Annotated in this window: 27 protein-coding genes and 1 tRNA gene; 18 read left to right on the top strand and 10 right to left on the bottom strand. The window is 70.3% G+C overall.

Annotated elements, in window-relative coordinates; genetic code table 11:
• Positions 1–58 precede the first annotated feature (58 nt).
• From RMT89_RS31620 to RMT89_RS31610, 3 genes are all read left to right on the top strand, one after another.
• Complete coding sequence (locus RMT89_RS31620; protein WP_315887162.1) at positions 59–343, top strand: hypothetical protein; 285 nt, start codon at positions 59–61, stop codon at positions 341–343.
• Positions 344–771: 428 nt separating this feature from the next.
• Complete coding sequence (locus tag RMT89_RS31615; RefSeq protein WP_003999914.1) at positions 772–1068, top strand: type II toxin-antitoxin system VapB family antitoxin; 297 nt, start codon at positions 772–774, stop codon at positions 1066–1068.
• A gap of 99 nt (positions 1069–1167) precedes the next feature.
• Positions 1168–1812: a LytR C-terminal domain-containing protein gene (locus RMT89_RS31610; RefSeq protein WP_315887161.1), complete on the top strand. Its 645-nt coding sequence runs from the start codon at positions 1168–1170 to the stop codon at positions 1810–1812.
• A gap of 70 nt (positions 1813–1882) precedes the next feature.
• On the opposite strand, the gene upp is transcribed toward RMT89_RS31610, so the two are convergent.
• Positions 1883–2518, bottom strand: a complete 636-nt coding sequence (gene upp, locus RMT89_RS31605) for a uracil phosphoribosyltransferase (protein WP_315887160.1) — start codon at positions 2516–2518, stop codon at positions 1883–1885.
• A gap of 93 nt (positions 2519–2611) precedes the next feature.
• Between upp and RMT89_RS31600 the strand changes: the two genes are divergently transcribed.
• The 9 genes from RMT89_RS31600 (at position 2612) to RMT89_RS31560 (ending at position 7753) form a co-directional block, all read left to right on the top strand.
• Positions 2612–2797: a hypothetical protein gene (locus RMT89_RS31600; protein WP_315887159.1), complete on the top strand. Its 186-nt coding sequence runs from the start codon at positions 2612–2614 to the stop codon at positions 2795–2797.
• 231 nt (positions 2798–3028) lie between these two features.
• A complete protein-coding gene (locus RMT89_RS31595; RefSeq protein WP_315887185.1) occupies positions 3029–3559 on the top strand; it encodes a hypothetical protein in 531 nt (176 codons plus the stop codon).
• A gap of 59 nt (positions 3560–3618) precedes the next feature.
• Positions 3619–4050, top strand: coding sequence for a tRNA adenosine(34) deaminase TadA (gene tadA, locus RMT89_RS31590; RefSeq protein WP_315887158.1), 432 nt, complete (start codon positions 3619–3621; stop codon positions 4048–4050).
• Positions 4051–4095: 45 nt separating this feature from the next.
• Positions 4096–4180: transfer RNA gene (locus RMT89_RS31585), tRNA-Ser, on the top strand.
• Between the two features lie 105 nt (positions 4181–4285).
• Entirely contained in the window at positions 4286–4465 is a 180-nt protein-coding gene (locus tag RMT89_RS31580) for a hypothetical protein (RefSeq protein WP_315887157.1), read from the top strand.
• The gene (locus tag RMT89_RS31575; RefSeq protein WP_315887156.1) at positions 4462–4755 is read left to right on the top strand and encodes a Dabb family protein; all 294 of its coding nucleotides are present in this window, start codon (positions 4462–4464) and stop codon (positions 4753–4755) included. The genes RMT89_RS31580 and RMT89_RS31575 overlap by 4 nt, the downstream gene beginning before the upstream one ends.
• 152 nt (positions 4756–4907) lie before the next feature.
• Complete coding sequence (locus tag RMT89_RS31570; protein WP_315887155.1) at positions 4908–5783, top strand: RNA polymerase sigma factor SigF; 876 nt, start codon at positions 4908–4910, stop codon at positions 5781–5783.
• Positions 5784–6050: 267 nt separating this feature from the next.
• Positions 6051–6935 (top strand): RNA polymerase sigma factor SigF, encoded by an 885-nt coding sequence (locus tag RMT89_RS31565; RefSeq protein ID WP_315887154.1) that lies wholly within the window; start codon positions 6051–6053, stop codon positions 6933–6935.
• Between the two features lie 89 nt (positions 6936–7024).
• Entirely contained in the window at positions 7025–7753 is a 729-nt protein-coding gene (locus RMT89_RS31560; RefSeq protein ID WP_315887153.1) for a hypothetical protein, read from the top strand.
• Positions 7754–7762: 9 nt separating this feature from the next.
• Here RMT89_RS31560 and RMT89_RS31555 read toward each other — a convergent pair whose 3' ends face one another.
• Positions 7763–7957 carry a hypothetical protein gene (locus RMT89_RS31555; RefSeq protein ID WP_315887152.1) on the bottom strand — a complete coding sequence of 65 codons (195 nt, stop codon included), beginning with the start codon at positions 7955–7957 and terminating at the stop codon, positions 7763–7765.
• A 207-nt stretch (positions 7958–8164) separates the two neighbouring features.
• Between RMT89_RS31555 and RMT89_RS31550 the strand changes: the two genes are divergently transcribed.
• From RMT89_RS31550 to RMT89_RS31535, 4 genes are all read left to right on the top strand, one after another.
• Positions 8165–8617 (top strand): MarR family transcriptional regulator, encoded by a 453-nt coding sequence (locus RMT89_RS31550; protein ID WP_315887151.1) that lies wholly within the window; start codon positions 8165–8167, stop codon positions 8615–8617.
• A 13-nt stretch (positions 8618–8630) separates the two neighbouring features.
• Positions 8631–11102, top strand: a complete 2472-nt coding sequence (locus tag RMT89_RS31545) for an MFS transporter (protein ID WP_315887150.1) — start codon at positions 8631–8633, stop codon at positions 11100–11102.
• Positions 11103–11182: 80 nt separating this feature from the next.
• A complete protein-coding gene (locus RMT89_RS31540) occupies positions 11183–12007 on the top strand; it encodes a YceI family protein (RefSeq protein WP_315887149.1) in 825 nt (274 codons plus the stop codon).
• A gap of 9 nt (positions 12008–12016) precedes the next feature.
• Positions 12017–12487 (top strand): PPOX class F420-dependent oxidoreductase, encoded by a 471-nt coding sequence (locus RMT89_RS31535; RefSeq protein ID WP_315887148.1) that lies wholly within the window; start codon positions 12017–12019, stop codon positions 12485–12487.
• Here the strand turns inward: RMT89_RS31535 and RMT89_RS31530 are convergent.
• From RMT89_RS31530 to RMT89_RS31495, 8 genes are all read right to left on the bottom strand, one after another.
• Positions 12484–13233: a TetR/AcrR family transcriptional regulator gene (locus RMT89_RS31530; RefSeq protein ID WP_315887147.1), complete on the bottom strand. Its 750-nt coding sequence runs from the start codon at positions 13231–13233 to the stop codon at positions 12484–12486. The two genes, RMT89_RS31535 and RMT89_RS31530, sit on opposite strands and share 4 nt — an antisense overlap.
• 122 nt (positions 13234–13355) lie before the next feature.
• Complete coding sequence (locus RMT89_RS31525) at positions 13356–14837, bottom strand: MFS transporter (RefSeq protein WP_315887146.1); 1482 nt, start codon at positions 14835–14837, stop codon at positions 13356–13358.
• 227 nt (positions 14838–15064) lie between these two features.
• Positions 15065–17173, bottom strand: a complete 2109-nt coding sequence (locus tag RMT89_RS31520) for a glycosyltransferase family 39 protein (protein ID WP_315887145.1) — start codon at positions 17171–17173, stop codon at positions 15065–15067.
• Positions 17170–18585 (bottom strand): bifunctional glycosyltransferase family 2/GtrA family protein, encoded by a 1416-nt coding sequence (locus RMT89_RS31515; protein WP_315887144.1) that lies wholly within the window; start codon positions 18583–18585, stop codon positions 17170–17172. Before RMT89_RS31515 ends, RMT89_RS31520 begins: the two co-directional genes overlap by 4 nt.
• A 14-nt stretch (positions 18586–18599) precedes the next feature.
• Complete coding sequence (locus tag RMT89_RS31510; RefSeq protein WP_315887143.1) at positions 18600–20207, bottom strand: HAMP domain-containing sensor histidine kinase; 1608 nt, start codon at positions 20205–20207, stop codon at positions 18600–18602.
• Positions 20204–20944: a response regulator transcription factor gene (locus RMT89_RS31505; protein ID WP_315887142.1), complete on the bottom strand. Its 741-nt coding sequence runs from the start codon at positions 20942–20944 to the stop codon at positions 20204–20206. Before RMT89_RS31505 ends, RMT89_RS31510 begins: the two co-directional genes overlap by 4 nt.
• Before the next feature lie 113 nt (positions 20945–21057).
• Positions 21058–21930 carry a DUF2797 domain-containing protein gene (locus RMT89_RS31500; RefSeq protein WP_315887141.1) on the bottom strand — a complete coding sequence of 291 codons (873 nt, stop codon included), beginning with the start codon at positions 21928–21930 and terminating at the stop codon, positions 21058–21060.
• Between the two features lie 135 nt (positions 21931–22065).
• Positions 22066–22260 carry a hypothetical protein gene (locus RMT89_RS31495; protein WP_315887140.1) on the bottom strand — a complete coding sequence of 65 codons (195 nt, stop codon included), beginning with the start codon at positions 22258–22260 and terminating at the stop codon, positions 22066–22068.
• An 80-nt stretch (positions 22261–22340) separates the two neighbouring features.
• Between RMT89_RS31495 and RMT89_RS31490 the strand changes: the two genes are divergently transcribed.
• Both RMT89_RS31490 and RMT89_RS31485 read left to right on the top strand, forming a co-directional pair.
• Positions 22341–23123 (top strand): NAD(P)H-binding protein, encoded by a 783-nt coding sequence (locus tag RMT89_RS31490; RefSeq protein ID WP_315887139.1) that lies wholly within the window; start codon positions 22341–22343, stop codon positions 23121–23123.
• Positions 23124–23283: 160 nt separating this feature from the next.
• Positions 23284–23733: a hypothetical protein gene (locus RMT89_RS31485; RefSeq protein WP_315887138.1), complete on the top strand. Its 450-nt coding sequence runs from the start codon at positions 23284–23286 to the stop codon at positions 23731–23733.
• Positions 23734–23899: the final 166 nt, after the last annotated feature.

Genomic DNA, 23899 nt, shown 5'->3' with positions numbered 1-23899 from the left:
GGCGGATCCCACGGGCGGCGCGTTCCCCGCCGTACGCGACCAGGGCAGACCAGCAACCATGAGCACCAGAACCTGGCTCCGCGCCGTCGTCCTGCTGCTCGCCCTGTGTCTGCCGGCGGCACCCGCCGACATCCCCGTGGCACCGGCCGTCCAGGCCGGCGGGATCGTCGAGCACGACGTCGTCGACACCGCCCTGCGCCACGTCTCCCCCCGCCGCGCGCAGCGCCCCCGGCCGCCCGCCACCGCCGTACCCCCGCATCCCGCGTCCCGCCCCGACAGGGCCGTCGCCCCACCCCGCCCGTGGGATCCGCCCGCCCGGCGCTCGGTGGTCCTGCGCTGCTGAGAGAACCGGCCCCCACCGGTTCATCAGTCAGCACGACGCAAGGAGCACCACATGCCCATGGACCCGTACGCCGTCCTGCGCGCCCTGGTGCGGGCGGAGGCCGCGCGCAGCGCGCCGAAGCCGCAGGCGAAGCAGGGCGAGCAGGCCCCCAAGGACAAGAACCGCTGAGCGGACGGCGGAGGCGTGTGCCGGCTACCGCCTCCGCCGCGCCGTATCGGAGACCGACCGGGTGATCTCGCGCCCGGTCCACATGCCGGTGCCGTCCTCAAGCCGAAACCGTCGGCGGCGGCCACATAGGGGGAATGTGTCAGCAGCCCATCCACACTCACCCCCTTTGGCCGATATTGGTCAAGTTCTGCACGTACTTGGCTTGCACGGCCCCAGCCGGGAGGCTGCGCCCGGAACGTCTGGACCGGTAGGCTTTCCGTGTGATCTTCAAGCGCATCGGAAACGGCCGGCCGTACCCCGACCACGGCCGGGAAAGCACCCGGCAGTGGGCGGACGTCGCACCGCGCCCGGTCCGCCTCGATCAGCTCGTGACGACCAAGGGCCAACTCGACCTGGAGACCCTGCTCGCCGAGGACTCCACCTTCTACGGCGACCTGTTCGCGCACGTGGTGAAGTGGCAGGGCGACCTGTATCTGGAGGACGGCCTGCACCGCGCCGTGCGCGCCGCGCTCCAGCAGCGCCAGGTGCTGCACGCGCGTGTACTCGAACTGGATTGAGTGACCGTCCGGTGAAGGGTTGGCCCTTTCGGGTTCTCCTGCCCGGCATCCAATGATCATCTAGTAGGCATCACCGCCCCGGCGCACTACGCTGCGCCCATGAGCATGCTGACTCCCCCTGGCATGGGCGGCCAGTACCGGATCAGGGGGGACAAGTACCCGCGGATGCGCCGACCCCGGCGGCGCGGCAGGCTCGTGCTCCTGGCCGTCGCCTCCGTCACCGCGCTCGGCGTACTGGGCTGGGGCACGCTTCAGCTCATCGACGTCTTCACCGGCGGCGGCAAGAAGGCCTCGGCGGCCGGTCCCAAGGCGGACTGCGCCACCCGCGCCATCCCCTCGGCCACGGCGAAGGCCGCCGCGCTGCCCGAGCCGGGCCGGATCACCGTCAACGTGCTCAACGCCACGCCCGTCAGCGGCCTCGCCAAGAAGACCGCGGACGAGCTGAAGAAGCGCGGCTTCAAGATCGGCGATGTGGGCAACGCGACGAAGGAGTACGACAAGAAGGTCAAGGGCACGGGGATACTGCTCGGCCCCTCCTCGGCCCTGGACACGTCGTTGCCGGTCCTGGCCGCCCAACTCCCCGGCACGGAACGCCGCACGGACGCCGGGCGCAAGGGCACAGAGGTGGACCTGATCCTCGGAACGGCCTTCAAGAACCTCACGACGAAGGCGGACGCCGACAGGGCCCTGGCCAAGCTGACCAGGTCCGAGCCGACGCCCGCCGCGTCGAAGAAGAGCTGCTAGTGCCGCGACACTAGTGCCGCGGCAGGCAACGTTCGCTTGAACAGGCAAACGTTGCCTGCCGCGCCACTAGCTACTCGGCGGCGCCGTACATCCGGTCGCCCGCGTCACCGAGGCCCGGGACGATGTAGCCGTGCTCGTTGAGGCGCTCGTCCACCGAGGCCGTCACGACCGTCACCGGGGTGCCCGCGAGCTCGCGCTCCATGACCTCGACGCCCTCGGGGGCGGCCAGCAGCACCACGGCCGTCACATCGTCGGCGCCGCGCTTGATCAGCTCGTGGATCGCCGCGACCAGCGTGCCGCCCGTGGCCAGCATCGGGTCGAGGACGTACACCTGGCGCCCGGAGAGGTCCTCCGGCATACGGGTGGCGTACGTGGAGGCCTGGAGCGTCTCCTCGTTGCGGATCATGCCCATGAAGCCCACCTCGGCGGTGGGCAGCAGCCGGACCATGCCCTCCAGCATGCCGAGGCCGGCCCGCAGGATCGGCACCACCAGCGGGCGGGGGTGGGAGAGCTTGACGCCCGTGGTCCGCTCGACCGGCGTCTGGATGTCGACCTGTTCGGTGCGCACATCACGCGTGGCCTCGTAGGCGAGCAGGGTGACCAGCTCGTCGGCGAGACGGCGGAAGGTCGCGGAGTCGGTGCGCTGGTCGCGCAGCGTGGTGAGCTTGTGAGCGACCAGGGGGTGGTCGACGACGTGGAGACGCATGTCCCTAACAGTAACCGGGCCACCGCGCCCCTCGCGCTGGCATCAAACCGCCCATCAGAGGGAAAGTGGGAGGGACGTACTGGGGGTGTGCAGATGCCTGACAGAGAGTCCAGGGAGGACGTCGCGCGACAGGAGAGCGACGCGCAGCGACGCCGACGCCGAGCGCAGTTCCTGCACGAACTGGCCGAGGCCCGCGAGTTGCGCGACCGCGTACAGCCCCGCCGCGCCAAGGCCGCACGCCTGCGCCACGCCATGCGTATGCGCACCTTCCGCTGGTAGACCTCGGGCGTTCTTGGCCCGTCTGGTGCGTGCGCCACACCGGGGGCCGCGTACGATCCCGCTGGTGGACGATCAAAACGGGCGGACACAGGGAGCCGAAGACGTCCCCTGAACGCTCCGTTTCTGCCACGATTCCGAGTGGGTGGGGCTCGGAGCCCGAGCTCTCCCCGCCCGCAGCCTCCGCCGGGGGGACCCCCAACCGGCACGCCTATGACCAGTGGGAGAGTCACGGTGTACTTCGCCGCACTGCTCGCGCGCACCGAAGACGGGTGGGAAGCGAGCGACACAGAGCTCGACGATGTGGAGACCTTGTCGGACCTGGCCGACCTGGCCCGTGACGCCTCGCCCGAGGACGACACGGTGCTCGTGCTCATCGAGCAGGAGGACGCCTGGTTCGGCGTCGTCCGGATCGACGGCGAGGACGACCCTCGTATCTACGTCTCGGACGCCGCCGCCGCTGCCCGCAGCAGCTACGGCGAGATCCTGCTCACCGACGAACTGCTCGGAAGGGAGCCCGGCGACGACGACCCCGACCTGGACGCCCTCGACCTCGACGGCACGGAGGAGCCGGACGGCGACTCCGACGACGACGAGGACGGCACCTCCGCCGACGCGGTCCCGCACAGCCCGGTGGGCGACAGCGAGATCCTCGACGACCTGGGCGTCAGTGAGAAGGAGCTGAAGTCCCTGGACGCCGACGACGCGCTGGGCGCCATCGCCGAGGCGCTGGGCGCCGCGGAGGTCCTGGAGACCGTCCGCTGACCCCGACAACCATCCCCAAGGGTCCCCCGGACCCGGTACGCGACCGCTGGCGGGACGCGATGCGGCTCGCCCTGGACGAGGCCGAACTGGCCGTCCGGGGCGGGGACGTCCCCGTCGGCGCCGTCGTGCTGTCCGCGGACGGTACGACCGTGCTCGGCGTCGGGCACAACGAACGCGAGGCCGTCGGTGATCCGACCGCGCACGCGGAGGTCCTCGCGATCCGCAGGGCCGCCGCGGAGGTCGGCGAGTGGCGGCTGACCGGCTGCACGCTCGTCGTCACGCTGGAGCCGTGCACCATGTGCGCGGGCGCGATGGTGCAGTCGCGGGTGGAGCGGGTCGTCTACGGCGCCCGGGACGAGAAGGCCGGCGCGGCGGGCTCCCTGTGGGACGTCGTACGCGACCGGAGGCTCAATCACCGCCCCGAAGTGATCGAGGGCGTGCTCGCCGAGGAGTGCGCCCGGCTGCTCACGGAGTTCTTCCGGAACCGGTGAATACCGATTTCAAACCACGGCCACCTGTGCTGTAAGGTCTCCCTCGGTAGCGTGTCCGAGCGGCCGAAGGAGCTCGCCTCGAAAGCGAGTGTGGCGCAAGTCACCGAGGGTTCAAATCCCTCCGCTACCGCTCTCGGAAGGGCCCCGTCGAAAGACGGGGCCCTTCATGTGTTCGGTTACACTCGCCGCCGTCAACAGGGGGCCCACCGGGGGCGACAAGGGCAGGGAGGCCGCAGTGGCGGTGAATTCGAAGAAGGTCGCCGTCTATGTGCTCGTGGTCTTCGTGCTCTATCTGATCATCACGGACCCGGCCAAGGCCGCGGACTACGTGCAGATAGGGTTCGAGGGCATATCGAACGCCGCCAAGGCCATCGGCGACTTCATGACGTGGATCGCCAACGGAGGAGATGAATGATCCGCCACCTGGTCCTCTTCAAGCTCAACGAGGGCGTCGAGCGCGACGATCCCCGTGTTCTGGAGGGCGAGAAGGCCTTCCGGTCGCTGGAGGGCAAGATCTCCGAGATCCGCCACTGGGAGCTCGGCTGGAACCTGAGCGACCGCCCCATCGCCTACGACTACGCGATCAACTCGGCGTTCGACGACGTCGACGCCCTGCGCCGGTATGTGGAGCACCCCGAGCACCAGGCGGGCGTGGCGCTGTGGAAAGAGTTCGCCACCTGGGTGATCGCGGACTACGAGTACTGAGACGCCGCGGGTTTCCGCGCAGCCCTCCGCCGGAACGGCGGGGGGCTTTTCTGCGTCTTTCACGCCACTTCGTCCTCAACACGGTGTTATGCGGTGCTTGCACACAGTGCACATGTCTTGTGATGCTATGACCGCTTTTGACGGATGAGTTGATGGATCACGAGGTGGAGTTGACCGTGTCGGCCAGTACTGCGCCTCCCCAAGAAGCAGCGCCGGAAGCGGCGCCACAGGCGGCGCCGGAAGCAGCGGCGACCGCCCCGCGCAGTCGCGGCGCCGACACCCGCGCGCTCACCCAGGTGCTCTTCGCCCAGCTCAAGGAGTGTCGGCCGGGCACGCCGGAGCACAACCGGGTGCGCGGGGCGCTCATCGAGGCCAACCTCCCGCTGGTGCGCTACGCGGCCGCCCGCTTCCGCTCCCGCAACGAGCCGATGGAGGACGTGATCCAGGTCGGCACCATCGGCCTCATCAACGCCATCGACCGCTTCGACCCGGACCGGGGGGTGCAGTTCCCGACCTTCGCGATGCCGACGGTCGTCGGCGAGATCAAGCGGTACTTCCGCGACAACGTCCGCACGGTCCATGTACCGCGCCGGCTCCACGAGCTGTGGGTGCAGGTCAACAGCGCGAGCGAGGACCTGACCACCGCCTTCGGACGGACCCCGACGACCGCCGAGATCGCCGAGCGCCTGCGCATCAGCGAGGAGGAGGTGCTGTCCTGCATCGAGGCCGGACGCTCGTACCACGCCACCTCGCTGGAGGCGGCCCAGGAGGGCGACGGACTGCCCGGGCTGCTGGACCGGCTCGGCTACGAGGACCCCGCCCTGGACGGCGTGGAGCACCGCGATCTGGTCCGGCATCTGCTGGTCCAACTCCCGGAACGGGAACAGCGAATTCTGCTGCTGCGCTACTACAGCAATCTCACCCAGTCGCAGATCAGTGCCGAACTCGGCGTCTCCCAGATGCATGTCTCGCGGCTACTCGCGCGTAGCTTCCAGCGGCTGCGGTCCGCGAACCGGATCGACGCCTGACCGAAAGCACGAGCGAACCGTAACCGGCGCGAGCGAATCGCTCACCAGGGCGCTTCCCGACAGTTTCACGCCGAAAAACCGTCAGACCCCTTGTTTCCAGGGCGGATTCACGTCTTACATGTCGACATGTCACTACAGCGTGTTGCCGACATGTGACATTCTGCCGGAAGCGCGTTTGCCGCGGCTTCGGCTCCGGTATTCAGGTGAAGGCTGCGTTCCTCAGTGGGAGCGTCCGCCGCGACCGTCCCGCGACCCAAAGGGGGTGGCATGTCCGCAGACCAGGGCAGCTCGAAGGTGCTCACGCTCACGAAGAGCGAGGCTGCGCCCGCGCTCGACGACGTAACGGCCCTTGTCGAGGCCGCGCCGGCCCCGGCCCTCCCGACCTCGGGAGCCATCGACACCCGCACCCTGTCCCGCTCCCTGTTCCTGCGGCTCGCCGCGCTCGACGAGAACAGCCCCGAGCGCGCCTACGTCCGGGACACACTCATCGAGCTCAACCTCCCGCTGGTGCGCTACGCGGCCGCCCGCTTCCGCTCGCGCAACGAGCCGATGGAGGACATCGTCCAGGTCGGCACCATCGGCCTGATCAAGGCGATCGACCGGTTCGACTGCGAACGGGGCGTGGAGTTCCCGACGTTCGCGATGCCGACGGTGGTCGGTGAGATCAAGCGGTTCTTCCGGGACACGTCCTGGTCGGTCCGGGTGCCCCGGCGCCTGCAGGAGCTGAGGCTCGCCCTCACCAAGGCCAGCGACGAGCTCTCCCAGAAACTGGACCGCTCCCCGACGGTCACCGAACTCGCCGCGGTGCTGGGCGTGTCCGAGGAGGACGTCGTCGACGGCCTGGCCGTCGGCAACGCCTACACGGCCTCCTCGCTGGACTCCCCGGCTCCCGAGGACGACGGCGGCGAGGGCTCCCTGGCGGATCGCCTGGGCTACGAGGACAGCGCCCTGGAGGGCGTCGAGTACCGCGAGTCCCTGAAGCCGCTGCTGGCCAAGCTTCCGCCCCGCGAGCGCCGCATCATCATGCTGCGATTCTTCGCCAACATGACCCAGTCCCAGATCGGCGAGGAAGTCGGCATCTCCCAGATGCACGTCTCCCGGCTGCTGACCCGGACCCTGGCCCAGCTGCGGGAAGGGCTCATCTCCGACTGAGGTACCCGCACGCCGGAAGGCCTCGACCGGCGCGCCTGAAGGGGCGCACGAGGCTTCCTATTTGACGGAGCGTCAGCCACCATGGCCCGATGCTTCGAGCGACGTGGACACCTGGCCGTCGGGGCGCCTTGGCAGGCGCGTCGGCGGCCGTCGCCTGTCTGGGCGGGGTGCTGGCCGGGTGCGGAGGCGGCGGGAGTGCCGGCGGCTACGTCGCCGTGGGAGCGCCGGGAGAACCACCGCGTACGTCCGGTACGGCGGGAGCGCCGACGGGAAGCGTCACGCTGGTGCCGCTCGACGGGAGGGCGGGCCGCGCCGAGAGCGAGGCCGACGCCGACCGCTCCCCGTCCGTCTCCGCACCCAACTCCGCTGCGGCGACGGCCGGTTCCGGTGCCGACCGGTCCACCCCGGCGGGCCCGTCCAGCCCGGGCAGCGTGCCGAGCTTCTCGCCGGACGGCGCCGACCCCCCTCGTACGCCCGGGAATTCGCCCGTACCGGCCCCCGGCCTCCCGTCCCCCGCCGCTCTCACCTGGTCCGAGCCGGAGCGGGCGGACGCCGGGAAGCGCTGGTGCGAGAAGGTGACGCTCGAATTCCACAACTCCGGGGGCAGCCCGGTCCGTTCGGGCACCGTGACCTTCGGGACGCACATCATCGGGGCGCTCGGGACCGACTGGGGGACCGTCGAGTCGGTGGCGGAGCTTCCGGTGCCGGTCGGGGCCGGCGCGCGGAAGGAGAAGACCTGGACGGTGTGCGTCGACGCGTGGCGCGTGCCGCTCGGCATGCACGTCGAGACGCGGGACGTGTCCGTTCGGTGGAAGTAGCGGGGCTGCTTACTTCAGCGCCAGCCAGGCCGCCGCCGCGACGACCGCGATGGCGACGACGACACCGACGATCAGGCCGATACGGGGACCGGAGGAGGCGGCCGCCTGCCGAGGACCCTGCGGGGCCTCGTCGACGAACGCGCGGAACATCTGAGTGCTGCCTGCGGGGTCGTGGTTGCCCTGGGGGCCCTGGGTGTTAGCCATGGGCCGAAACCCTAGCGAATCCGGGGGTGGCGCCCAAGTGCGGGCGGGGCACCTGCACCGCCGCACACACAACCCGCCCTACCTGCACATTTACGTTCGCAATACTTGCCTTTGCCAAGTTTTTATGGCGCCCCCACCCTGTTTTATTTGCCTGTAGCAACCAACCGCCCTTACAGTTGCCCTAAGCAACGAAATCCGGGAGGTGCGATGGCCGAACAGGAGCAGTACGAGGAGCTCGTCCGCCAGTTCAGCGCCTTCGGTGCCGTGAAGCGGGAGATCGGGCGGACACTGCCGTCGGACTGTCCCAGCGGTTCCGCCGCCGTACTGACGCTGCTGGACCGGCACGGCGACATGCGCATGAGCAAGCTCGCCGAGCTGCTCGCCGTCGACATGTCGGTGACCAGCCGCCATGTCGCCCATCTCGCCGAACGCGGCTGGATCGACCGCTCCCCGGACCCCGCCGACAAGCGCAGCCGCATTCTGCACCTCACGTCCGCGGGCCGGGCCCGGGTCGAGGAGCTCTCCCGGTGCACCACCCAGCTGCTCGCCGAGCGCCTGAGCGAGTGGACGGACGACGAGGTCGCCCAGCTCACCCGGCTGATGGCGCGGCTGAGGCGCTGCTTCGACGAACAGTCCCCCCGTACACCAGCGATCACGTAGGAAAAGGAAGTCCATGGCAACGACCACACCAACCGGTGTGCGGGCTCATGCCAAGCACTCAGGAGGCTCCGGCGAGGCTCCCATGACGCATCGGCAGATCATGGAGGCACTCTCCGGGCTGCTGCTCGGCATGTTCGCCGCCATCCTGTCCTCGACCATCGTCTCCAACGCGCTGCCCGAGATCATCCAGGACCTCGGCGGCGGCCAGAGCGCGTACACCTGGGTCGTGACGGCCGCGCTGCTGGCGATGACGGCGTCCACCCCGCTGTGGGGCAAGCTCGCCGACCTGGTCAGCAAGAAGGCCCTGGTCCAGATAGCCCTGGTCGTCTACATCATCGGCTCGGTGGTCGCGGGTCTTGCGCAGAACTCCGGGATGCTGATCGGCGCCCGGGTGATCCAGGGGCTCGGCGCCGGTGGTCTGACCGCGCTCGCCCAGATCATCATGGCCGCGATGATCTCCCCGCGGGAGCGCGGCCGTTACTCCGGCTACCTGGGCGCGACCTTCGCCGTCGCGACCGTCGGCGGTCCGCTGGTCGGCGGTGTCATCACCGACACCGACTGGCTGGGCTGGCGCTGGTGCCTGTACGTGGGGATCCCCTTCGCGCTGATCGCCCTGTTCGTGCTGCAGAAGACGCTGCATCTGCCGGAGACCAAGCGCAAGGTCAAGGTCGACTGGGCCGGTGCCTTCTTCATCACCGCGGCCGTCTCGCTGCTGCTGATCTGGGTCACCTTCGCCGACGACAAGTACGACTGGCTGTCCTGGCAGACGTACTCCATGGTCGGCGGCGCGCTCGCGCTGGTGCTGGTCTTCCTGTTCGTGGAGACCAAGGCGTCCGAGCCGATCATCCCGCTGCACCTGTTCAAGAACCGCACGATCACGCTGGCCTCGCTCGCCTCCCTGCTCGTCGGTGTCGCGATGTTCGCGGGCACGGTCTTCTTCAGCCAGTACTTCCAGCTGGCGCGTGACAAGTCCCCGACGATGTCGGGCGTCATGACCATCCCGATGATCGCCGGTCTGTTCGTGTCCTCGACCGTCTCCGGCGCGGTCATCACCAAGACCGGCAAGTGGAAGGCGTGGCTGGTCACGGGCGGTGTGCTGGTGACGGCGGGCCTCGGTCTGCTCGGCACCATGCGCTACGACACCGAGTACTGGCACATCGCCGTCTTCATGGCGGTGATGGGACTCGGCATCGGCATGATGATGCAGAACCTGGTGCTGTCCACGCAGAACCAGGTCGCCCCGCACGAGCTCGGCGCGGCAAGCTCGGTGGTCACCTTCTTCCGGTCCCTGGGCGGTGCGATGGGCGTCTCGGCGCTCGGCTCCGTCATGTCGACCCGGATCAGCCACTACGCCACCGACACCCTCGGCACGCTCAGCCCGCAGGAGCAGGCCGGCGCGGCGCGGGCCATGGGCTCGGGCGAACTGCCCGACATGGACGCCCTCCCCCCGCACATCCGCACCTGGCTGGAGAGCGCCTATGGACACGGCATCGCCGACATCTTCCTGTACGTCACCCCGGTCGCCTTCCTCGCCTTCCTGGTGACGCTGTTCATCAAGGAGGTCCCGCTGCGGACGTCCGGCGCGCTGGCGCAGGCGGCGCAGAGCATCGAAACGCAGGCGGCGCAGAGCATCGAAACGCAGGCGGCGCAGAGCATCGAAACGCAGGCGGCGCAGAGCACCGAAACGGAGGTTCCCGTGGCCGACACCGTGCAGGTCACCGCTGGTGGCATCCCCGTGCGCGGCTACGTCCGCGGCGCCGAGAGCGCGCCCGTACCGCGAGCGGCGGTCACGCTGATCTCGCTCGCCGGCCGGCAGCTCGGCCGCTCGGTGGCCCAGGCGGACTGTTCCTACGGCGTGGACGCGCCGAGCGCCGGCAGCTACGTCCTGATCGCCTCCGCCGACGGTTTCCAGCCGCAGGCGTCCACGATCGTCGTCGGCGAGGAGCCTTTGGCGTACGACATCCTGCTCAGCGGCACGAGCGGGCTGAGCGGGGTGGTGCGGGCCGCCGAAGGGGCGCTGCCGGTCAAGGACGCGATGGTGATCGTCACCGATGTGCGCGGGGACCTGCTGGCCACGGCCGCCACCGGGGAGCAGGGCGAGTTCGCCTTCGGCGAGCTGGTGCCGGGCACGGTGACCGTCGCGGTGAACGCCGACGGGTTCCGGCCGCGCGCCCTGCCCGTCGAGATCGGCGGCACCGGGGTCACCCGGGTCGAGGTCGACCTCGACTCCGGTGCCCAGGTCCAGGGCGTCGTACGGGCGCCGCACGGTCCGCTGTCCGACGCGCGGGTCACGCTCGTGGACGCGGCGGGCAACGTCGTCGGCACGGCGACCACCGGGGCGGACGGGGCGTACGCCTTCACCGACCTGGACGGCGGCGACTACACCGTCATCGCGGCCGGGTACCCGCCGGTGGCCTCCGCCGTGACGGTGAACGGGCACGGCATCGACGGCCACGACATCGAACTCGCCCACCCCGGCGAGTAGTCGCAAGCCCCGGCCCGTGGAGCGCGCTCAGAGCGGAGGCGCGTTCCACGGGCCGGCTTTTCTTCGAGGAGTTGCGTGAGATGGGACTGACCGCGAGGATCCGTACCCGGGACGGATGGGCCGTGTCGCACGCGGTCGTCACGGTGACGGACATGACCGGTACACAGGTGCTGCGCGCCTCGGCCGACGCGGAAGGGGCGGTACGGGACCCGAATCCCCTGGCTCCCGGGGCGTACACCGTCATCGTCACCGCCGTCGGGTACGCGCCCGCCGCCTCCAGCGCGATCGTCACGGCGAGCGGCCGGGCCGAGGTGGGCACGGTGACGCTGGCGCGCCAGGGCGGGACGGAGCTGCCGCCGCCGGGGCCGTGGACGGTGGACCCGGCGCACTCCACGGTGGGCGCGGTGGCCCAGCATCTGGGGATCTCCAGCGTGCACGGACGGTTCACGGACTTCTCCGCGACCGTCGAGATCACACCGGACGATGTCACCAAGTCGCGGGTGGAGGCGGTGATCCGGGCGTCGTCGATCGACACGGGGAACGCCATGCGGGACGGGCATCTTCGGTCGGCGGACTTTCTGGACGTCGAGCGGTATCCGGAGGTCACCTATCGGTCGAGGGGCCTGAGCGTGGCCGCGGGTACGGATCGCTGGACGGTCCATGGGGAGTTGGGGCTGCACGGTGTCGTACGGCCGGTGGACCTGGACCTGTCCTACCTGGGAACCGGGGCGGACCCGTGGGGCGGGACCCGGGCGGCCTTCCGGGCGACCGCCGAGCTGCGCCGCGAGGACTTCGCCATGAACTACAACCAGGTCGTCCAGGCGGGGATCGCCGCCATCGGTACGACGCTGAAGGTGGAGCTCGACATCCAGGCGGTACAGGGTGATGCGCTGCCGCTGGCCTAGGCTGAGGCCATGGCACCGAACATCGCGACCAATACCGCTGTTTCGCTGGACGAGTTGCTGGACTTCGTACGGCCACGTCATCGCGCGGTCCTGCTGACGCGGCGGGCCGACGGGAGCCCTCAGGGGTCGCCGCTCACGTGTGGGGTGGACGACTCCGGGCGGATCGTGGTCTCCACCTACCCCGAGCGGGCCAAGACACGGAACGCCAAGCGGGATTCTCGGGTGAGTCTGCTTGTGCTGAGTGACGACTGGGACGGGCCCTGGGTGCAGATCGACGGTACGGCGGAGGTTCTTGACTCGCCGGATTCCGTGGAGCCGTTGGTGGAGTACTACCGGAACATCGCCGGGGAGCATCCGGACTGGGACGAGTACCGGGCGGCGATGGTGAAGCAGGGGAAGTCGATCATTCGGGTCACGCCGGAGAGGTGGGGGCCGGTGGCGACGGGGGGATTTCCCGCGCGGCTCGCCGAGAACTCCTAACCCGCCCTCTCCACCATCGCCTCGATGCCCGCCACCAGCAGGTCCAGGGCGAAGACGAAGTCCCGTTCCAGCATCTCCTCGACCGTGTCTCCGCCCCGGGCCGCCATGATGTCCTTGGCCTCCTCGATGACCTCCGCGGTCGAGGGGGTCTCGCTCACCGTCGTCATGGCGTGCTGGAAGTAGGCGTCGGGGGTCATGCCCGTGTCCTGGACCCGGGCGAAGAAGTGGCCCTCGATCGTGCCGTAGCCGTACACGAACTGGAAGACGGCCGAGATCGCGCCCGTCACACCGTGGGCCGGGAGGCCCGTCCTGCGGATCACGCGCTGCACGACCCGGGAGAAGGCCAGCGAGTTCGGCCCGATGTTGAGGTACGTCCCGGCCAGCGGCGACAGCCAGGGGTGGCGGACCAGCAGCGCGCGGTACTCGCGGGCCAGCGTACGGAGTTGGTCGCGCCAGTCCTCGGCATCGGGATCCGGGAGCCGGACTTCGCCGTACACCGCGTCCAGGGCGAGTTCCAGGAGGTCGTCCTTGGTGTCGACGTACCAGTAGACGGACATCGCCGTCACATTCAGCTCGGCCGCCAGCCGGCGCATGGAGAACTTGGCGAGCCCCTCCGCGTCCAGCAGCCGCACGGTCACCTCGGTGATCCGCTCCCGGTCGAGCCCGGAGGGCTGCCCGCCGCCCTTCCCACTCCGGCGCGCTTTGCCCTCCAGCCAGACGCTGGCCCGCGCGGCTGCCTTACCCATGGCGCACCTTCCTCGACTTTCAAAAACGCCGGTCATGCCAAGCGCGCCGTCAGGGGCGCGGGGAACTGCGCGATCAACCACGACGAACCCGCAGCCGCACAAGCGCACAGTCCCCCGAGCTCTCAGGCGCTCACCACCTCCGAGTCTGCCCGCTCCGCCCTGCGCAACAACGCCGCCGCGACCAACCCCCCGAGCAACACAGCCAACGCCCCTACCAATTGACTGGTCTCCAGGCCGGAGGCAAACGCGTCGACGATCCGCTCCTTGTCCGCCTCGCCGTCCGCCGAGGCCAGAGCCGCAGGCAAACTGCTCGCCGCCACCGGAATCAACGCCGCGAACCGGGAGTTCAGCACGGCCCCGAGCACAGCGACACCAAGCCCGTTCCCGAACTCCGCCAACGTGCCGTTGATCCCGGCCCCGACCCCCGCCTTCTCCCGAGGAATCGCACTCATGATCGCGTGCGCCATCGCCGGATTGGCCACCGCACAACCCACCCCGATGAGAACCAGCCCGAGCAACGTCCCCGCATATCCACGGGAGGTGACCGCTATGGACACCAGCCCCGCCGACATCAACACCATCCCGAGCAGGATCGACATCGGCGTCCCCAGCCTCGCCGTCCACTTCGCCGAAACGCCCGTGAAGTTCAGCGCCACCACGGTCAACGCCAGCGGAGCGGTCCGCAGGCCCGCCTCCAGGGCGCCGTAACCGAGGACGAACTGGAGGTGCTGGGTGAGCAGGAACAGCGCTCCGCCCATGCCGAAGGTGATCAGGACCGCTCCGGCGACCGCGCCCGTGAACCTGCGGTCCCGGAAGAAGTGGAGGTCGAGCATGGGATACGGGATCCGGCTCTCCCAGTACCCGAAGACCGCGAGCACCACCACCGCCACCGCGCCCGTGGTCAGCACCCGGCCCGAGGTCCAGCCGTGCTCGGGGCCGGAGATGATCGCGTAGACCAGCGAGGCCATACCGATCGTGGAGAGCAGCGCGCCGAGCAGGTCGGGGCGGTCGCCCTGCGGGTTCTTGGACTCGGGGACCAGGACGACGACGGCCACCAGGCCCAGCGCCGCGACGGGCAGGTTGATCAGGAAGATCGCGCCCCACCAGAAGTGGTTCAGCATGAAGCCGCCGATCAGCGGGCCGCAGGCGAACCCGAGTGCGTTGACCGCGCTCCAGATGCCGATCGCCTTCGGGTGCTCCTCCGGCGCGAAGATCTGCATCGCCACCGCGAGGGTCGTGGTCAGCAGCAGCGCCCCGCCGACGCCCATCCCGGCCCGGGCGGCGATCAACTGGCCCGTGCTGTCGGCGAGTCCGGCGACGAGGGAGCCGGTGCCGAACAGGGCCAGGCCGGTGATCAGCATCTTCTTCCGGCCGTAGCGGTCGGCGGCGCTTCCGGCGGTGAGCAGCAGACCGGACTGCACGAGCGAGTACGCGTTGATCATCCACTGGATGTCGGAGGTCGCCGCGTCCATCTCGCGGGTGAGCGTCGGGATCGCCACGTTCAGGATCGTGTTGTCGAGCAGCACGGTGAGCTGGGCGAGACAGATGACACCGAGGATCAACCAGCGCTGGGGATGGCCCTGGGGACCTTGAGACGTGGGCATGCTGTACACCGTATAATGACTCCCATACGGTGTACAGCATGCCCCTCGTCGGTCCGCTGCCGCTAGGGGGTGTTTTGAAAGTCCTGTGCGGTGCCCGCGGTGTTCGGTGCGTGCCCTCGGCGTGCCGGACGAAGGCCCTCGTACTGGACGTACTTGGGTCTTTGGCCGGTGCGGCGAGGGTGCGTGCCGGGCGCCGTGGGTGCTGTGCGGGACTTTCCAAACACCCCCTAGCTGCTCGCCTCCTGCGTGAGGTCGTAGAAGGTGGCCGAACCGGCCGTGACCTCCTTGAAGTTGGCCTCGACCCACTCCGTGATCTGGGACGACGTACCGCTGTCGCTGCCGCCCATGCCGCCGCCGGAGCCGCTGGAGATGAAGTAGTGGATCTTGCCGTCCGCCACGTACTCCTTGAACTCGGCCGGGGTCGGGGACGGGTCGGTGCCGTTGAAGCCGCCGATCGCCATCACGGGTTCGCCGGTGGAGAGCTGGTAGCTCGCGGCGTTCTGGGCGCCGATGGCCGCGGCGGCCCAGGTGTAGTCGCCGGCGTTCTCCGTCAGGATTTCCTTGGCCTCGTCGGAGACCGCGGCGCCGTTGAGCAGTCCGCCCATGCCGCCACCGCCGCCGCCACCGGCCATACCGCCGTCGCCGTTCTGCTGGCCGCCCCGCTGGTTCTGCTGACCCTGCCGGCCCGGCATGCCTCCACCGGTCCCGCCGGTCGGGGGCTGGCCCATGCCGCCGCCCTGCTGGTTCTGCCGGCCCGGCATGCCTCCGCCCGGGAAGCCACCGCCGCCACCGGGGCCGCCGCCACGGCCGTCCGACACCGACGGGCCCGCGGTCACGATCGACCCGCTGTGCCCCTCGCTCACGGTCGTGAGGGTGTACGCCGTGGGCCCGGCCAGCCCTGCCACCAGCCCCAACCCCACTACGGCCAGGGCCAGGTGACGACCCAGCCTGCTCACGAAGATCAGCCCGAGCGCTGCCACCAGGCCGCCCGCCAGAACCAGCCACTTCAGCCAGGGCAGGTAGTCGGAGGACCGGTTGAGCAGGACGTAACCCCAGGCCGCGGTGGCCGTCATCGCGCCCGCCAGCGTCAGCGACGCCCACGCCTTGTCCCGCTTCTCCCACAGCAGTGCCGAACCCATGCCGATCAGGGGAGCGAGGTAGGGGGCGAGGGCCACCGTGTAGTACTCGTGGAAGATGCCCTGCATATAGCTGAAGACCACCATCGTGATCAGCAGCGCGCCGCCCCAGACGAGGAACGAGCCGCGGGTCACCGAGGCGCGCTTCGCCTTGCGCGTCGCCACCAGGCCCGCGATCAGCAGGATCAGCGCGGCCGGGATCAGCCAGGAGATCTGGCCGCCGATGCCGGCGCTGAACAGCCGGTCCCAGCCGGTCTCGCCCCAATTGCCACCGGTGCCACCACCACCGCCGCCGCCGCCGCCGACGCTGCCGGTCTCCTCGCCGTTGAGCCGGCCGAGGCCGTTGTAGCCGAAGGTCAGTTCAAGGAAGGAGTTGTTCTGCGAACCGCCGATGTACGGGCGGGAGGACGCGGGCCACAGCTCGACGATCGCGACCCACCAGCCGCCCGAGACGACGATCGCGGCGAGACCGGCCGCCAGCTGTCCGATCCGCTTCTTCACGCTCACCGGCGCGCAGACGCCGTGGACGAGGGCGAGCGGGGGCAGGATCAGGAAGGCCTGGAGGGTCTTGGCGAGGAAGGCGAAACCGATCGCGGCCCCGGCCCACACCAGCCACTTCGTCCGGCCGTCCTCCAGGGCGCGGATGACGAAGTAGCAGGCCACCGCCATCAGCAGGGCCAGCATCGCGTCCGGGTTGTTGAACCGGAACATCAGCGCCGCGACCGGCGTGAGCGCGAGGACGGCGCCCGAGATCAGACCGGCGGCCGGGCTGAACCGGCGGCGGACGGCCGCGTAGACGACGGCGACCGTGCCGACGGCCATGAGCACCTCGGGGACGAGGATCGCCCAGGAACTGAGGCCGAAGATCCGGACCGACAGGGCCATCGGCCACAGCGCGGCCGGGGGCTTGTCGACGGTGATCGCGTTGGCCGCGTCCAGCGAGCCGAAGAAGAAGGCCTTCCAGGACTGGCTGCCGGCCTGGACGGCCGCGGAGTAGAAGGAGTTGGCGTAGCCGGAGGCGCTCAGGTTGTAGAGGTAGAGGACGGCGGTGGCGAGCAGCAGCCCGAGGAAGGCCGGGCGCGCCCAGCGCGGGTCCTCGGGCCGGCCGCGCCACAGTCCGCGCAGCACCGGCTGCTTGGGTTCGCCGCCGTCAGGGGCAGCCGTGATCGGCTCCTGTACGGCCGTACTGATGATGGTCATCGGGCATCCCCCGGGTCGGTGTCGGAGGGGCGCACCGGCTGCAGCCGCATGGTGGCGTCCCTCCAGGTGTGGTCCGCGGCGTCACCGGCGCGGAAGTGAGGTGTACGGCGCTGCGGGAGCGGCGGGTGCTGGAGGGTGTACGTCGGAATCGGCGCCGTGCCGGCCGGCTCCTCGCGGCGGTCCGGGAAGACCCACACCCGCAAGAGCAGGAAGCGCAGCACGGTCGCCGCGAGGTTGGCGGCGATCAGGACCGCCAGTTCGGTGGAGTGCGCGGGATTCGCGCTCGCCGCGTTCAGCGCGGCCAGCGAGCCGCTGGTCAGGGCGAGTCCGATGGCGAAGACCACCAGTCCCTGCGCCTGGTGCCGGATCGCCCCGCCACGGCCGCGCACCCCGAAGGTGAGGCGCCGGTTGGCGGCCGTGTTGGCGATGGCCGAGACCAGCAGGGCCAGCGCGTTGGCCACCTGCGAACCGGTGAACTGGCGGAAGCCGCTGTAGAGCAGCAGATAGAAGAGGGTGGACAGACCGCCGACCACACAGAACCCGACGAGCTGGCGGGCCAGCCCCTTCGGTACGTCCTTGATGTCACGGTCGCGCGGGTCGTCCCCGAAGGGACGGGCCAGGCGGTCCAGCGGCAGCGAACCGGTGGCCAGGGCCTTGCCCACCCGCCACACGCCCTTCAGGTCGTCGGTCGCCGTCCTGACGATGTGGACGGTGGAGTCCGGGTCGTCGACCCAGTCGACCGGCACCTCGTGGATCCGCAGCCCGGCGCGCTCGGCGAGCACCAGCATCTCGGTGTCGAAGAACCAGCCGGTGTCCTCCACCAGCGGCAGCAGCACCTGGGCCACCTCACGCCGGATCGCCTTGAACCCGCACTGGGCATCGGAGAAGCGGGCCTGCAGCGAACCGCGCAGGATGAGGTTGTACGAGCGGCTGATGAACTCCCGCTTGGGGCCGCGTACGACGCGGGAGGAGCGGGACAGACGGGAGCCGATCGCCAGGTCCGAGTGGCCCGAGATCAGCGGGGCCACCAGCGGCAGCAGGGCGTTGAGGTCGGTGGACAGGTCCGCGTCCATGTAGGCGAGGACCGGGGCGTCCGAGGCGGACCACACGGTGCGCAGGGCGCGGCCGCGGCCCTTCTGCTCCAGGCGGAAGGCCCGGACCTCCGGAATCCTCGCCTCCAGCCGCTGGGACACCTGAGGGGTGGTGTCCGTCGACGCGTTGTCCGCGATCGTGATGCGGAACGCGTAGGGGAAGGTGCGCCTGAGGTGCTCGTGCAGTCTCAGCACACACGGCTGAAGGTCCTTCTCCTCGTTGTGGACGGGGATCACCACGTCCAGGACAGGCGTACCGGCGTCTCCGGCCGGGAGGTGCTCCCGCGCCGGCAGGGTGCCGGGAGAAGAGTCGGTTCGCATGGAACCGACTCTTCTCAAGTGCCCTGTTGCACCCGTGTGGTGGCGCTGTGCTGTGCCTGTGAGTGCGATGGCCGGTTCGTTTCGGGCGCCGGCTCAGCGGCGAGCGCGGGCAGATGGACCGTGAACACGGTCCGCCCCGGCACGCTGTCGACGGTCACGGCACCGCCGTGCGCGGTCGCGACGGCCTGCACGATGGCGAGGCCGAGCCCTGTCGAGCCGGAGGCGCGGGAGCGCGAGGAGTCGCCGCGCGCGAACCGTTCGAAGACATGCGGCAGCAGATCCGGCGGGATGCCCTGGCCGTCGTCCTCGACGTCCACGCACATCCAGGCGCCGCGCCGCTGGACGCGCGCGGTGACGGTCGTGCCGGGTGCGGTGTGCTTGCGGGCGTTGCCCAGCAGATTGATCAACACCTGCTGGACGCGCGCCGCGTCCGCCGACACGAGCGCCGGTTCGTCGGGCAGATCGAGCCGCCAGTTGTGCTCCATGCCGGCCGCCCGGGAGTCGCTGACGGTGTCCACGACCAGCGGGATGAGGTCGGTCTGCTCGAACTGCAGCGGCCGTCCGGCGTCCAGCCGGGCCAGCAGGAGGAGGTCCTCGACGAGCAGCGTCATCCGGCCCGCCTCGGATTCGATACGGCCGAGGGCGTGCCGGGCGTCGGGCCCGATCTGTTCTCTGCCGCGTCTGGTCAGCTCGGCGTACCCGCGGATGGAGGCCAGCGGGGTCCTGAGCTCATGGCTGGCGTCGGCCACGAACTGCCGTACCCGCATCTCGCTCTGCTGGCGGGAGTGCAGGGCGCCGTGGACGTGGTCCAGCATGCGGTTGAGCGCGGCGCCGACCTGGCCGACCTCGGTGTGCGGGTCGCACTCGGACTCCGGGACCCGCTCGTTGAGGTTCACCTCGCCGGTGTGGAGCGGGAGTTCGGAGACCCGGGTGGCGGTGGCGGCAACCCTGCGCAGGGGGCGGGTGGCGACGCCGACGATGACCGTCCCGGCGAGGGAGGCGGCGATGAGGCCGGCCGCGGTGACGCTGACCTCGATGAGGATGAGGGTGCTGAGAGTGCTGTTGACCTCGTTGGTGGGGATGGCGACGTAGTAGCTGCCGTTGTCGCCCGTCTTGTACTCGACCCGGTACTCGCCGAGGCTGCCGAGGTCGACGGTGTGCTTCTCGGTGTCCTGGGGGACGGAGTCGAGCGCCTGGATCTGGTCCTCGGAGAGGTCCTTGGCCTCCAGCCCGCTGATGTTGGTGGTGCTCTCGTCCTTCTCGCCGACCTTGGCGGCCGTGATGGAGCCGTTGTGCACCTCGGCGATGACCGTGCCCTGCGGCTGGGGGCCGCTGGTGACCAGCCGGTCGAGGCTGAAGGCATTGCCCTTGCCGGCCGCGTTGTCCTTGCCGGGATCACTGCCGGGAGGCCCGCCGAAACCGGCCGCCCGGCCGGCGACCTCGGTGAGCCGGTCGTCGAGCTGGTCGTACAGATGTGAGCGCAGCGCCAGTGTGGTCACGGTGCCGATCACCGCGCAGACCGCGGCGATCAGCACCACGGAGGCGACGACGAGCCGCGTCCGCAGGGTGCGCGGCTGACCCGCTCGCGTCTTCTGCGGACGCGTCCGTCGTCGCCCGCTCATGACGCCGCGGGCTTGATCAGATACCCGGCGCCGCGCCGGGTGTGGATCATCGGCTCCCGCCCGGCGTCTATCTTCCGGCGCAGGTAGGAGATGTACAGCTCGACGACATTGGCCTGGCCGCCGAAGTCGTAGGACCAGACCCGGTCGAGGATCTGCGCCTTGCTGAGCACGCGCCGCGGGTTGCGCATGAGGAAGCGCAGCAACTCGAACTCGGTGGCGGTGAGGTGGATGTTGTCGCCGGCCCGGGAGACCTCGTGGCTGTCCTCGTCGAGCGTGAGATCGCCGACGACCAGCACGGAGTCGGAGCGCCGGTCGGCGGCACCGGAGCGACGGATGAGCCCGCGCAGCCGAGCGACGACCTCCTCCAGGCTGAACGGCTTGGTGACGTAGTCGTCGCCCCCGGCGGTCAGCCCGGCGATACGGTCCTCGACGGCGTCCTTGGCGGTGAGGAAGAGGACGGGCACGTCGGGCAGCTCACGGCGGAGCCGGGTCAGGACGGTGAGCCCGTCCATGTCGGGCAGCATCATGTCGAGCACGACGGCGTCGGGCCGGAACTCGCGCGCGGTCTGGATGGCGCCGGTGCCATCCCCCGCACTGCGGATCTGCCAGCCTTCGTATCGCAGAGCCATGGACAGCAGCTCGGTGATCGACAACTCGTCGTCCACCACAAGCACTCGGACGGGGCTCCCGTCCGGCCTCAGCAGTTCGGTGCGCCCCTGGGGCGAGGTCGTGGTCATGCTGGACACCCTCTCGGGACCCTCTGAGAACACGCTTTCTACAACCTGTGATTTTCCTGAGAAACGCACAGGAGGCTCTCAGGGAATGCCTGGGTGGGGGATGGCATTCCGGCTCAGAACAGCCCGTCCTGGGTGGTGACGGCGGACTTGAACCCCTTGATGGGAAGCGCCGGGCCCCCGTCGGCGGCGGCCACCAGCTCCCAGCCTCTCATCAGCCGGGTGTCGAGTACGACGACCCCCGTGTCCGTCTCCAGATGCAGGTCCGGGCCGGCGGCGGCGAGGAGCCGGCCCTGGAGGGCACCGCCCGCGACCAGCTCGGCGACTTCTCCGACGGCGGGCGGGAGTCCCCCGAGTCCGAAGGCGTCGACGTGATCGACGGGGCGGCAGGGCGCGGGGGCGAGGGACTCGGGCCAACCGGGGAGGGCGCGGGCCTGGGCGTGCAGCCGCTCGACTTCTGCGGCCCGCTCCTCGGGGGAGCTCGGCAGGGCGGACCGCACGGCCCGCTTGTCGCCGTACGGGATCCGGTCCGGCACCCGGAGCGCCGCGCGCAGCAGCTCCTCGGTGCGCCGGGCGGCCATCAGCGGACCCGTGCCCAGCCAGCTCCAGCAGACGGCGCCCTGCTCAAGCAGCCGCGCGGAGCCCCGTTCTTCGGCGGTGATCCCGACCTTGACCATGCCGGGCCCGAACCAGGCCAGGTATACGCGGTACGGCCGTGGATCGTCGGCGACGGTGTCGGCGGCCACGGAGTGCGCACGGTCCAGCCGGGCGCACTCCTCGCACCGCGCGCCGGTACTGCGCCCCGACACCACAGCCCGCACCGGACAGGCATTCCCCCTGGCTCCCGCACACGTCCGCACACCCCCTTCCGCGACCCCGAAGGCCACCCGCTTCGCCCAGACCAGCGCAGTACGCCGCCCACCGACCCACTCCAGCACGGGACCGTCCGCCGACCACCGCAGCCCCGAGCACATCCATGCCTGTCCCATCGCCTTCGAGAGTAGGGGGAGGTACTGACAATGGCTTCGCGGGAGGCTCTGGTCCGGTACGGTGCCACAAGGCCCGAAGCCGCAACTTCGTCTTGCGACTTCGGGCCTGTTCTCATCTCATCTGCCGGGGCTGGGCTACGGCAGCACGTAAACCGGCACCCCGTCCTCGGCACACCCGGCTTGCCGCATGCAGCCCCGCTTGAGGAGCATGCGCAGACAGTCGTGAACGCGGTCGAGCGTCAGCTCCGTGCGCTCGGCGACCTCCTCCAGCCGACAGCGGGCCGGTCCGCGCACCAGCGCCGGGGCGAGACAGGCGGCGACAGCGTGCACGTCATCGGTGACGACGAGGTTCTTGGAGCGCCAGACGGAGAGGAGCTCCTGGGGGGTGAGGGAGCGGGGGGCGGACGCTGGTGCGGGCGCTGGTCGAGGCGGGGGAGCGGGTGACAGCGGTCTCGCGGCGGCCCCCGGCGCGGGAGGTGGTGGCGGAGGACCGTCAGCACCAGGCCGATCTGGCCGACCCCGCGACGCTCAAACCCGCCCTCGACGGGGCTTCCGCCGTCTTCCTGCTGACCTCGGGGGACTTCCTGGGCTCCGGCGGCGATCTCGGCGCGGTCATGGAGGTCGTACGGGCCGCCGGGGTGGGGCGCGTGGTCCTGCTGTCCTCGCAGGGGGTGGGGACCGGACACCTGCCCGCCATGCTGGAGGACGCCGTCAAGGCATCGGGCGTGGAGTGGACGATGCTGCGCCCGAGCGGCTTCCACTCCAACGCCTTCCAGTGGGCAGAGCCGATTCGGGCCCGCCGTGAAGTCGCCGCCCCCTTCGGCGACATGGCCCTGCCGACCGTCGACCCCGTCGATGTCGCCGGAGCCGCCGCCGTGACCCTGCGCGAGCCGGGCCACGGCGGCAAGGTGTACGAGCTGACCGGGCCCGCCCCCGTCTCGCCCCGTGAGCAGACCGCCGCCATACAGGCCGCCTCGGGCGAGCCGGTGCGGTTCGTGGAGCTGACCCGGGCGGAGGCGCGGGCGCAGATGGTGCGGTTCAGGCCCGAGCCGGTCGTGGAGACCACGCTGGACATGCTGGGCAGTCCGCCCGAGGCGCTGAAGCGGGTGAGCCCCGGCGCCGAGCGTCTCCTCGGCCGCCGCCCGCACGACTTCGCACGGTGGGCGGCACGGAACGCGGAGGCGTTCCAGTAGGCCGGGCCGGGAGCCTGCCCAACTCCCCTGGTAGGGCTGGCACCACCCCCGATTCGGGAGCATGCCTCCTCGTCCGGGACGGCGGATCACGGGATCGTTGAACACGGTTGACCAAGACAGCCGCTCACCGCCCAACAGCCCTCGTCCGGAAGGAAGTTCCATGACGCCGCCCCTCGCGTCCTTCGCCCGGTTCGTGGTCTGCGGGGGCGGCGTCGGGCTGGTCTCCGGCGCCACGGTGCCGCTGCTGGCGTACTCGATGCCATGGGCGCTCGCCAACGCGCTGATCACGGTGGCCTCCACCCTGCTCTGCACCGAGCTGCACGCCCTGTTCACCTTCGGCACCGGCAGCCGCCCCGGCCTGTGCAAGCACCTCCAGTCGGCGGGTTCTGCGGCGGTGGCCTACGCGGTGACGTCCGCCGCGATCCTGGTCCTGCGCCTGCTGGAGCCGTCTCCCACGCTCCTGTGGGAGCAGACGGTCTACCTCACCGCCGCCGCCCTGGCCGGTCTCGGCCGCTTCCTGGTGCTGCGGCTGTACGTCTTCACGGGCGAGGGGACCCGCCGGAGCACCCGCCCGGCCGGCGTCCCCCTCCCGGTCCCGTCCCCTTGCTAGGGACTAGGAACCGTCCGCCCGGACCGCGTACACATACCGCTTGTTGACTTCCCCTGACTGCCAGCCGTTAGGTCCATCACACCCCCCAGCTAGACGAGTCTTTCCGAATGCCTGCGGGCACGAAGAGAGGGTGTTCATGATCGTTTGTGACGACGAACTTGAACAC

The organism is Streptomyces sp. P17 (assembly GCF_032436805.1).
Lineage (GTDB): Bacteria > Actinomycetota > Actinomycetes > Streptomycetales > Streptomycetaceae > Streptomyces.
Note: the sequence above shows the minus strand (reverse complement) of the source record. Positions and strands in the feature narration are given on the sequence as shown.